Annotated in this window: 8 protein-coding genes and 2 pseudogenes; 5 read left to right on the forward strand and 5 right to left on the reverse strand. The window is 73.2% G+C overall.

Features of this window, described 5'->3' with window-relative positions:
- Nucleotides 1-240 (forward strand): annotated as a pseudogene (locus AWZ10_RS36125) (hypothetical protein); the annotation flags it as partial.
- A gap of 215 nt (nt 241-455) precedes the next feature.
- Here AWZ10_RS36125 and AWZ10_RS36130 read toward each other — a convergent pair.
- Together AWZ10_RS36130 and AWZ10_RS36135 are read right to left on the reverse strand one after the other, a co-directional pair.
- Nucleotides 456-1,502, reverse strand: a complete 1,047-nt coding sequence (locus AWZ10_RS36130; RefSeq protein WP_063809823.1) for an ion transporter — start codon at nt 1,500-1,502, stop codon at nt 456-458.
- 686 nt (nt 1,503-2,188) lie between these two features.
- Nucleotides 2,189-2,770 (reverse strand): TetR/AcrR family transcriptional regulator, encoded by a 582-nt coding sequence (locus AWZ10_RS36135; protein ID WP_046708376.1) that lies wholly within the window; start codon nt 2,768-2,770, stop codon nt 2,189-2,191.
- Nucleotides 2,771-2,881: 111 nt separating this feature from the next.
- Between AWZ10_RS36135 and AWZ10_RS54355 the strand changes: the two genes are divergently transcribed.
- Entirely contained in the window at nt 2,882-3,040 is a 159-nt protein-coding gene (locus AWZ10_RS54355) for a hypothetical protein (protein WP_244172662.1), read from the forward strand.
- A 273-nt stretch (nt 3,041-3,313) separates the two neighbouring features.
- Here AWZ10_RS54355 and AWZ10_RS36140 read toward each other — a convergent pair whose 3' ends face one another.
- Nucleotides 3,314-4,972, reverse strand: a complete 1,659-nt coding sequence (locus tag AWZ10_RS36140) for an acyl-CoA dehydrogenase family protein (protein WP_060893115.1) — start codon at nt 4,970-4,972, stop codon at nt 3,314-3,316.
- Nucleotides 4,973-5,048: 76 nt separating this feature from the next.
- Between AWZ10_RS36140 and AWZ10_RS36145 the strand changes: the two genes are divergently transcribed.
- On the forward strand, nt 5,049-5,867 hold the full coding sequence (locus tag AWZ10_RS36145) for a PaaX family transcriptional regulator C-terminal domain-containing protein (RefSeq protein WP_060893116.1): 819 nt from the start codon (nt 5,049-5,051) through the stop codon (nt 5,865-5,867).
- 381 nt (nt 5,868-6,248) lie between these two features.
- Entirely contained in the window at nt 6,249-7,379 is a 1,131-nt protein-coding gene (locus AWZ10_RS36150) for a hypothetical protein (RefSeq protein WP_060893117.1), read from the forward strand.
- Between the two features lie 64 nt (nt 7,380-7,443).
- Here AWZ10_RS36150 and AWZ10_RS36155 read toward each other — a convergent pair whose 3' ends face one another.
- Together AWZ10_RS36155 and lnt are read right to left on the reverse strand one after the other, a co-directional pair.
- A complete protein-coding gene (locus tag AWZ10_RS36155; RefSeq protein ID WP_046708373.1) occupies nt 7,444-7,917 on the reverse strand; it encodes an NUDIX hydrolase in 474 nt (157 codons plus the stop codon).
- Nucleotides 7,918-7,984: 67 nt separating this feature from the next.
- A complete protein-coding gene (lnt, locus tag AWZ10_RS36160; protein WP_046708372.1) occupies nt 7,985-9,601 on the reverse strand; it encodes an apolipoprotein N-acyltransferase in 1,617 nt (538 codons plus the stop codon).
- A gap of 293 nt (nt 9,602-9,894) precedes the next feature.
- Between lnt and AWZ10_RS36165 the strand changes: the two are divergent.
- A pseudogene (locus AWZ10_RS36165) lies at nt 9,895-10,171 on the forward strand (O-antigen ligase family protein); the annotation flags it as partial.

Below are 10,171 nucleotides of genomic sequence, written 5' to 3' on the forward strand. Positions count from 1 at the left end.
GACGGCGACCGGAACGGAGGCGGAGCAGCCCTGCGACGCAGCGGGTTCCGTGCGGCCGCCGACCTCTCGGCCGCGCTCACCGCGGAGGCCGACCGCCGCTCCCGCGATGTCTTCGGCCGCATCACCGACCCCGACCCGGACCGCTACGCGCGCGCCTGGCTCGCCACCGCGGTCTACCTGGCCGGCACCGAACGCGCCCTGGTCCAGGCCACCTGGCAGCCACCGGCCTCCGGCACCTGACCGTCGGCCGACCTCCGCACGACGCGTTCGGCCCCGCCTCCGCCGACCGGGTCGGACGCGTCACCGCCACCCGATTCCCCCTCCCTGCAGGGCAGTCGAGGTGATCCGACGGATCTCGGTGCGGTACTGATCGCGGTGGGGGTGCGGGAGGAACCCTCGGGGCCATGCTGCTCACCCCGGCCCGGTGCCGAACGGGCCGAGACGGGATCTCCTGTTCAGTTCCGGCCCGAGGGCTGCGGCACCGGCTCCTCCGCCTCCCGGCACCGGGAGGGCTCCTGGTGCCGGGAGGGCAAGTCGTGGCGGAGGCTCGATTCGAGGGCGTCGAGGGCCTCTCGGGCGGCCAGGATCCGGACGCGCAGTTCGTCCTCGGCGGCAGCGGTGCACCCGCCTGCGGCCGGTCGGGCCGCACTCGGCGCCCGGCCCCTCTCCTGCTGTCCCGGCTCCGTCCCCTGTTGCCCCGGCTCCGTCTCCCGCTGTTCCCGCTCCGCCATCTCCTGTTCCCGCTCCTGTTCCCGTTCCATCTCGCGGGCCTCGTCCAGGGAGCTGATGACGACACCGATGAGGACGTTGACGAGGACGAAGGAGGCGAACAGGACGTAGGAGGCGTAGTAGACGATGCTCCAGCGGGAGATCTCCAGGCCCGCGCGGACCGCGTCGCCGAGGCCGTCCAGGGTCATCAGCAGGAAGAGGGTGAGGACGGCGCGGCCGAGGGAGCCGAAGTGCTCGGGGTCGTGGTCGGCGAAGAAGACCCAGCCGACCATGGCGTAGACGTACAGCAGCAGGGCGCCGACGAGCAGGAAGCTGAAGGTGCCGGGCAGACTGCGGCCCACGGCGACCATGAAGACGCGGAGTTGGGGCAGGAAGCGGGCGGTGCGCAGGACGCGGGCCAGACGCAGCAGCCGCAGGACGGTGCCGTTCTCGCGGGCCACGGGCAGGAACGCGGAGACCACGACGGCCAGGTCGAACAGGTTCCACGGGTCGCGGAGGAAGTCACGGGGGCGGTCGGCGTGCGCACAGGCACGCAGGAGTATCTCGGCCGTGAAGGCGACCAGGAAGGCGTGTTCGGCGAGGCGTAACCACACGCCCCAGCCCGCCACCAGCGCGCTGTACGTCTCCACGCCCAGCAGCGCCGCGTTGGTGAGGATCAGGGCGAACACGGTGACGCCGAACCAGCGGGCCTCCGTGACGGCGCGGGCCCATTCCGCGAGCGCCCGGCGCAGGGGCCGCCGGTCCGTGGTCGAACGGTCGTGCTGGTCGGTCATCCTGCTGTACCTGCTCCTTCACGCAGCGCGATGTCCCGCCGACCGGGACGGTCGGCGGGACCGGTTGAGCGATCACGCTCCAGGAGACTTCTACCGCACTGTCGATGCGCGGTGTGCCGACGGCGGCCGGTCAGGCAGCCCGGGGTCGCAGATGACGCGCCGGCCTGTCGTCCAGGCCGACCAGCCCGGTGAGGCGGCCCGTGTCGTCGCGGACGACGGCGAGGGTGGCGCGATGCCGGCGCAGGCCGTCGTCGCCTCGGCCACGGTCGCATCGTCCGGCAGCTCCGGTACCGGGTGGGCGGGCGAGGGCACGGGCCGTGAGCGTACGGGCCCTTCGTCCGGTCGACCAGGGCGTCGCGGGCGGGCATCGAGCCGAGGACGGTGGTGTCCTCGGCGCGGACGAGGAGGCGGGTGCGGTCGTGCGCGGTGGCGGCGCGGAGGACGGTCTCGACGTCGGCGTCCGCGTTGACGGCGGTGATCTCGGAGGCCGGGACCGCGAGGTCACGCGCCTTGGGTCCCCGGCTCCGTGTCGCCCCTGGCCGCCTGTCGCACCCCGAGCGCCCTGGACGAACCGGTGGATCGGCCCACGCCCGCCGCCGAGGTTCCGCCGGGCGACTGGACGCCTGATGTACGGGCGGCGCTGAACCTGTTCGGCACCGAAGCGGCAGTCACCCGGCCCGGCGGTCTCACTTCCGGCCGGGCGCTCCCGCGCGCAGGCCGCGCATGACGAGGTCGAAGAGGCCGGCGGCCCGAGGCCGCCAGTCGCCGTGCGGGGCGATCTGCCAGATGCCGGCGATGGCGAGGAGAAAGTCGTCGGCGCTCACTCCAGGACGGATGGTGCCGGCTTCGTGGTTGGCATTGAGCAGGAGTTCGATCGCGGCGACCAGGAGCGGGTATCCGGGTTTCGCCGGGGCACCCGTCGCGGCGGTGGCCCGGCGCAGCGCGTCGGCCAGACCCGCCTTGGCCGTGGCGTAGCGGGCGAGGCCGTCCATCCACTCCCGCAGAGCCTGGTCGGGCTCCCGGTTCCGCAGCAACTCGGCGGCGCTGTCGACGAGTTGCTGGACCTCCTGGCGGTGGACCTCCAGGACCAGCGCCTCACGGCTGGGGAAGTTGCGGTAGAACGTGGCCTGCCCGACGCCCGCCTTCTTGGCGATCACGCTGATCGGGACGTCGGCGGAACGCGACAGCTCGGCCAGCGCCACCTCCAGGATGCGCTCACGATTCCGCTGTGCGTCGGACCGCTGGGGCACCTCACTCGTCGACACCACTCGCCCTCCGCCCTGACACACGTTCGGCACTGGCGGACAGATATCCACTTAGGGCTACCTTACCGCGATTTGCGGCCAGCACGAACGTCTGCCCGCCACCCCGCCGCCGTCATGACGATCGCCATGGAGCGGTGCGCCGTCCCGCTGCGACAATCACCACAGGAGGTACCGGCGACCGTGAACACCGCGCAGGGCTGTCCGGGCTTCGAACAGCGCCGGGCGTCGGCCGCGACGCTGACGGACGCCGTGCTCGTGCCCGAGGTCAGCTGATTCGCCCCGCTCGCGCAGGTCGGTCTCCAGGCGCACTTCGTGGAGCGGCCGAAGCCTGCGGAACTCCACAGCCCGCGCCGACGTGGTGGGTCGATCTCCGGGTCATCGACGAGGGCAGCCGGGGTTCCGGCGGCGGAGTCCTCCCGGTCCTCTCGCTCCTCCCTCCACAGCGGTGTGTTCACCGAGGAGAAGGCCGACGCGCTCCGCACAGCCGTCGGCACCTGAGGCCCCGGGCGCATGAGGTCGGCCCCGCCTGGGACGGCGGCCGCTCCGTCAGCCGGCCGGCAGGGCTCGCCGCAGGATTGCGTCCAGGTCGGCGGTGCCCGGGAGGGTGCCGAAGGCGTACCCCCAGTCGCCGTCGAGCCGGGTCGCGCAGAAGGCGTCGGCGACCGCGGGCGGGGCATGGCGGACCAGCAGGGCGGCCTGCAGGGTCAGGGCCATCCGCTCCACCAGACGCCGGGCACCGGTCTGGTCGGCCTCGCGGAGCGCATCCTTGAGCCGGGTGGTGGCCGCGTCGAGCCGGGCGTTCGCGCCCCGAGCCAGGGCGAGTTCAGCGAACAGCGCCTCCGCGGTACCGGGGTTCCGGTTCAACGCCCGCAGCACGTCGAGGGCGTTGACGTTGCCCGAGCCCTCCCAGATCGACAGCAGGGGTGCCTCGCGGTAGTGGCGGGGCATGCCCGAGTCCTCGACGTAGCCGTTGCCGCCCAGGCACTCCAGCGCCTCGGCGGTGAAGGCCGGACCCCGCTTGGTCACCCAGTACTTGCCGACGGCGGTGGCGATCCGGCGGAACATCCGCTCGCCCTCGTCCCCGCGCACCGCCCGGTCGGCGGCGCCGGCCAGCCGCAGGGTGAGGGTGGTGGCCGCCTCGGACTCCAGCGCGAGATCGGCCAGGACGTTGCGCATGAGGGGCTGGTCGAGCAGCCGCGCACCGAACGCGCGTCGGTGGCGTGCGTGGTGGCCCGCCTCGACGAGCGTCTTGCGCATCAGCGTCGCCGAGCCCATCACGCAGTCGAGGCGGGTGCAGTTGACCATCTCGATGATGGTCTTCACGCCCTGCCCCTCGGGCCCGACCCGCCAGGCCACGGTGCCGTCGAACTCCGGCTCCGAGGACGCGTTGGAGCGGTTGCCCAGCTTGTCCTTGAGCCGCTGGATGCGGAAGGTGTTGCGGCTGCCGTCGGGCAGGACGCGCGGCACCAGGAAGCAGGTCAGCCCGTCCGGCGCCTGGGCCAGCACCAGGAACAGGTCGCACATCGGCGCCGACGTGAACCACTTGTGCCCGCGCAGGGTGTAAACACCGGGCTCGGCACTGGGCGTCACCGTCGTCGTGTTCGCGCGTACGTCGCTGCCGCCCTGTTTCTCGGTCATCCCCATCCCGGCGAGCAGCCCGCGCTTCTCGGTGGGCACCCGCAGGCCCGGCTCGTACTCCCGGCCGGTCAGCAGCGGTTCGTACACGGCGGCCAGTTCCGGCTGCCGACGCAGCGCGGGCACGACCGCGTACGTCATCGAGGTCGGACAGGTGTGCCCGGCCTCCGTGTGGCCCCACACCAGGGCGCCCGCCGTGCGCGCGACATGGGCGCCGGGCCGGTCGTCCGCCCAGGCCGCGCCCGCCAGGCCCTCGCCCACCGCGGTCCGCATCAGGTGGTGCCAGCTGGGGTGGAAGTCGGCCTCGTCGACGCGGTTGCCATAACGGTCGTGGGTACGCAGTTCCGGCGTGTACCGGTTGGCCTGCTCGGCCCACTCCTGCGCCTCCGCGCCACCCGCGGTGAGCCCCAGCCGCCGGATGTCCTTCTCGGCCCACTCCGCACCCTCCCGGCGCAGCCCCTCCAGCAGGGCCACGTCCTCGGAGGCGTCGTACGGGGTGAGGGGTGGCGGCTGGTTGGTGACGTCGTGGGTGGCGTACTGCGGCTGTGTGTGCGCGAGTATCGAGACCATGCGGCGAGTATTGCACTATTCCTGCGGTCGCAGCCATGCCGTAACAGTGATCGCGTGCCCCGTACAGTACGGGGTCATGCAGACGAACGCACCGGGGCGGCCCACCGAACTCGAACTGCGGCCGCTGTCCGCGCGGTCGGTCGTCCTCAGCCTGCTGCTGGGCATGCATCCGCCGGAGCTGCCCGTGAAGGATCTGGTGCGCCATGTGGAGGCGTTCGGCATCTCCGGGTCCACGCTGCGGGCCGCGCTCAGCCGGATGGTGTCGGCCGGGGACCTGCGGCGCGCGGACGCCGTGTACCGCCTCAGCGACCGGCTCCTCGACCGCCAACGCCGCCAGGACGAGTCGGTGCACCCCGAGACCCGGCCGTGGAGCGGCGACTGGGAGATGGTCGTCGTCACCACGGCCGGCCGCCGCCCCGCCGACCGAGCCGACCTCCGTGCTCGCCTGACGGCCCTGCGACTCGCCGAGCTACGCGAGGGCGTGTGGCTGCGCCCGGACAACCTGCGGCGCGCCCGGCCGCCGGAGATCGGCCCGACGGTCCAGTACTTCACCGGCCGCCCGGAGCAGCCGGCCCGGCATCCGACCGCCGCAGGCTCGGAGGCCGAGGACCTGGCCGCGGGGGACGGCCACCTGCCCGCCGGGAACTTGGCGGCGAGCCTGTGGCCGCTGGAGGCCTGGGCCGCCACCGCCGAGGCACTGCTCACCCACATCGAGCGGACCCGTCGGCCCGCCGACCGCTTCACCGCCCTCGCGGCCGCCGTACGGCATCTGCTCGCCGACCCCGTCCTGCCCCCCGAACTCCTGCCGGAGGGCTGGCCGGGACCCGCGCTGCGGGCCGCGTACACGACCTACCGGCGGGAGCTGCTCGAGACGGTACTGGGACGCACGGACTGAGAGACGCACGCCGTTGCCACGCCGTGCGACGTGCCGCCAGGAGCGGTGCGCAATGAACCGCGGTCGGCAGGGGCTCAGGCCACGGGTGACACCGAAGAACTGCCCCTGCTCGACATGCACCTCACCAGCGTCACCCTGCGCTCCCCGAGAAGCGCCCATGGCGGGTCTTCGACGCGCCGACGACTGACAGAGCTCGAACACCGACGGGCGGCGACGGCCGCACCGGGCCGTGAACCGCGGGGCACCGCATGACGAACCCCGCACGAGTGGTGCCGGTCACGCAAGCCGACGCACCCCTGTGATCCACGTGTGACCACCGCACCGTAATCTCCAACCTCGGCCAGGGAGTTCACGGGGGCACGGTCGATCGGGGGACGGCACATGACATATCGGCGTGCGGCGATACCGGCGGTGGTCGGCGGGCTGCTGCTCACCGCGCTGTTGTGGTGGGCGGGGGCGAGCGAGAGCGCGTTGCGGCTGCAGGGCTCCACCGACGTGCTGGGCGCGCAGGCCGCAGCCGACCTCGAACGCTGGCTCGCCCCGTGGTCGTACGACCCGCCGGCCTCGTCGCAGCTCGGCGCGGCGGTGGGCGGGGTCGGGGACACGTTCCAGAGCGACAGCTCCCGTTACGGCTCGCTGTACTCGACCGCGCTGCAGATCCGGTTCGCCGCCGTCCTCGCCTTTTTCGTGCCCGGGGCGCTGCTCCTGGTCCGCAGGCTGCCGCCGGTGCGCGGGCGGCTGACGGCGGCCCTGCTCGCGGTGTGGGCCTGGGGTGTCGTGGCGGGCACGCTGGCGGTCACCGTCTCCGCGCCGTGGCTGATCGCCTCGCAGGGACACGGCAGTTACCGCTTCCTGCCCCAGCTCGCGGGCGTGATCTCCTCCGGGCGGCAGGTCCTGGTGGCGACGGCGCTGGTCGCCGCCGTGGCGACGGTACTGGTGGCGCGGGTCACCGCCCAGGGCGCCGGTCCGCTGCCGCGGGAGGTCGTCCCGGCACGCGCCGCCCGCCTGGCCGCGACCGCCGGAACCGCGGTGATCGCACTGTCCCTCGTGGTCCTCTCCCACCAGTCGGTCGCCGCCACCCTCCAGACGGCCTTCTCGGGCGGCGGACTGCTCTCCGAACCCGGCGACCTCCTGCGCCAGTGGCTGCTGCTCGGCGCCTGGTCGGGCCCGGCGGGCACACCGCTCGGCGACTGGCTCCTGTACCGCGCCCTCGACGTCGTGCTGCTCGCCGTGGTGTGGTGGTCCCTGCGCCTGCTGCCCGGCCTGCTCACCCGGGCCGGCGTTCCCGCTCTCGCGGTCGGCGCCGTCTGCGCGACCGTCCTCGGCCTGCTGACCAGCCAGTTCCTGCGGATGCTGGTCGACGGGACGCAGCTGCGCTGGGACCTGACCGTGGCCGCCGGCTTCGGCGACGGCATCCCGGCCGCCCTGACCTGGGGCCTGGTGGCGGGAGTCACGACCGCCCTCACGCTCCGGGTGGCCGTGGCCCGCACGCGGACCACGGACCCCTCGTGACGACCCCGGCGGCGAGGCCGTAGGAGACCCGCGCGGAGCGAGGCCCGCCCACGGCGGTTCGGCCTCAGACCATGGGGTCGAACCAGGTGACCGCGTCGGACATCGTCTGCTTGATGCGGAAGAGCGCGAACTCGCTCAGGTCCGGCAGGGCGTCCAGCGAGAACCAGCCGACGTCGAGGGACTCGTCGTCGTTGACGCGCGCCTCGCCGCCGACGGCGCGGCAGTGGAACGTGGTGTCCATGTACTGGCAGACGTCCCCGTTGTCGTACCGCACCGGGTCCAACGCCTGGACGAGGACGACCCGTTCGGGCACGCACCGGACCGCCGTCTCCTCGTAGACCTCCCGCACGGCACAGGCCGCCGGCTGCTCCCCCGGGTCCGGGATGCCGCCGATGAGCGACCACTTGCCGTTGTCGGACCGACGGTTGAGCAGCACTCTGCCCTCGTCGTCGAGGACGAGGGCGGTGACTCCGGGGAGCCAGAGCAGCTGGTTGCCGGCGGAGGCACGGAGTGTGCGGATGAAATCAGGGGTAGCCATGGAGCCGACCCTAACGGGCCGGTTCCGTCACCCCCGCCCTTCCGGGACGCGCACGCGAGGCGTACGGCTACACGCCACCGGCGCGCCTCCCGCGCACACCGGCCCCGATCGCCCAGCCGAGCCCACCGGCCGCGACCAGCACCAGAAGCATCTCGGGCGCGATGCCGAGCCGGGTGGCGGGCGTCTCGGAGGAACGCAGCGGCACCTTCTGGACCAGCGAGTCCGGGACGAACATGCCCGTCTTCTGGGTGATCCTGCCGTCCGGCATGATGATCGCGCTGACTCCGCTGGTCACCGGCACGGTGACGGTGCGACTGTGCTCGACGGCGCGGACCCGGGACATGGCGAGCTGCTGGTAGGTCATCTCGCTGCGGTCGAAGGTCGCGTTGTTGCTCGGCACCGAGATCAGCTGCGCGCCGTCGGTGACCTCGGAGCGCACGGCCCAGTCGAAGGCCGCCTCGTAGCAGGTGACGAGGCCGACCTTGGCGCCGTCCATGGTGAACACACCCGGCTGGGAGCCCCGGCTGAAGTCCTTGCGGACCATGGACGTCCACTCGCTGTTGATGGCGCCGATGAGTGACCGCAGGGGAAGGTACTCGCCGAACGGCTGGATCTGCCGCTTGTCGTAGGTGTCGACGGGGCCCTTCTCCGGGTCCCAGAGGATCTGCTCGTTGTAGAGCCTGCCGTCCCGCTCGACGACACCACCGACGGAGATGGGGGCGCCGATGGCGGCGGCCGCCTTGTCGATCACCGCGCGGGCGTCGGGGTTGGCGAAGGGGTCGATGTCGGAGGAGTTCTCCGGCCAGAGCACGAAGTCGGGCCGGTCGACCTTGCCGGCCTTGACCTCGGCGGCCAGCCGCTCGGTCTCCTTGGCGTGGTAGTCGAGCACGGCCCGCCGCTGGGCGTTGAAGTCGAGTCCCAGGCGTGGCACGTTGCCCTGGATGACCGCCACGGTCGCGGTGCCGTCCTCGGCCTCGTCGCTCACCAGGGCACGGGAGGCGAGGGCGCCGGCCAGGGGGACGGCCACGGACAGCGCCGCCACGGCCGCGGTGCCCCGGCGTACGGCCGCACCGGTCCGCCGGTTCTCGACGACCAGCCGCACCAGTTCGTACAGACCGAAGCCGCACAGGACGACCGCGAAGCCGAGCACCGGGGTACCGCCGAGCGCGGCGAGCGGCAGGAAGACGCCGTCCGCCTGGCCGAAGGCGATCTTGCCCCAGGGGAAGCCGCTGAACGGGGCCCGCGCGCGTGCCGCCTCACCGGCGACCCACAGCGCGGCGGCCCACACCGGCCAGCCGGGCAGCTTCGACACGACGGCGACACCCGCGCCGACGAGGGCCACGAACACCGCCTCGATCACGACGAGCGCGAGCCACGGTCCGGGGCCCACCTCCACGCCGGTCCACACCAGCAGCGGCAACAGGAATCCGAGGCCGAAGAGATAGCCGAGGCCGAGGCCCGCCTTCCAGCCGCGTCCGCGCAGCACCCAGCCGAAGACCGCGAAGGCCGGCAGGGCCAGCCACCACAGGGTCCGGGGCGGGAAGCTGACGTAGAGCAGCACCCCGGAGAGCGTCGCGGCGGCGGCCGGAAGGAGTCGGCCGACCCATCGGGAGACCCGGGAAACGGGCGCGGCCTGGGGTTCGAGCTGTTCCGGCTCGTCTACGGGAGTGGCGGTGACGGTCACTCGGGGAGTGTACGGCGCGTCGCCCCGGCGCCGACAGCGCGGCCCGTGCGTCTCGGGTGAGGCTTTTGTCGCACACCAGGCGCAACGTTCCTGCGCAACTCGTCCACAAACCGGCGCATCACCCGTTACGGTGTGCGCGAGCCTCTGACGTGCGGCCGGACGGGGTCCGGGCGGTCGAGGCCCGTCACACGTGAGAGACGTCGGGGGGCGACGGGTTGGGGTCCACGGGGACACGGTCCGCGGCCGGAGGGCCGGCCGCTCGGGAGAGACGGAACGTCTCCGATGTCACGGGCGTGCTCGTGCTCGGGGCGTGCGCGGCCTGGTCGTTGACCACGGCGGCGGCGCGGGGCGGCCGTCCGGAGGGTGTGCTGCTGGCGGTGCTCGCGCTGGCGGCCGGTTACGCGGCGGGCCGGATCTGCGGGTCCCTGCTGCCGGTGCTGGCGCCGTCCGCCGGAGCGCTGGCCGGTCTCGGTCTGGCGATCACCACCCCGCACGACATCGCCGGCTCGCCGGTGCTCTCGCCGCTCGGGCAGACCGGTGCGACGGCCGCGCTGCTGGCCCTGTCCGCGG

The organism is Streptomyces europaeiscabiei (genome assembly GCF_001550375.1).
Classification (GTDB): domain Bacteria; phylum Actinomycetota; class Actinomycetes; order Streptomycetales; family Streptomycetaceae; genus Streptomyces; species Streptomyces europaeiscabiei.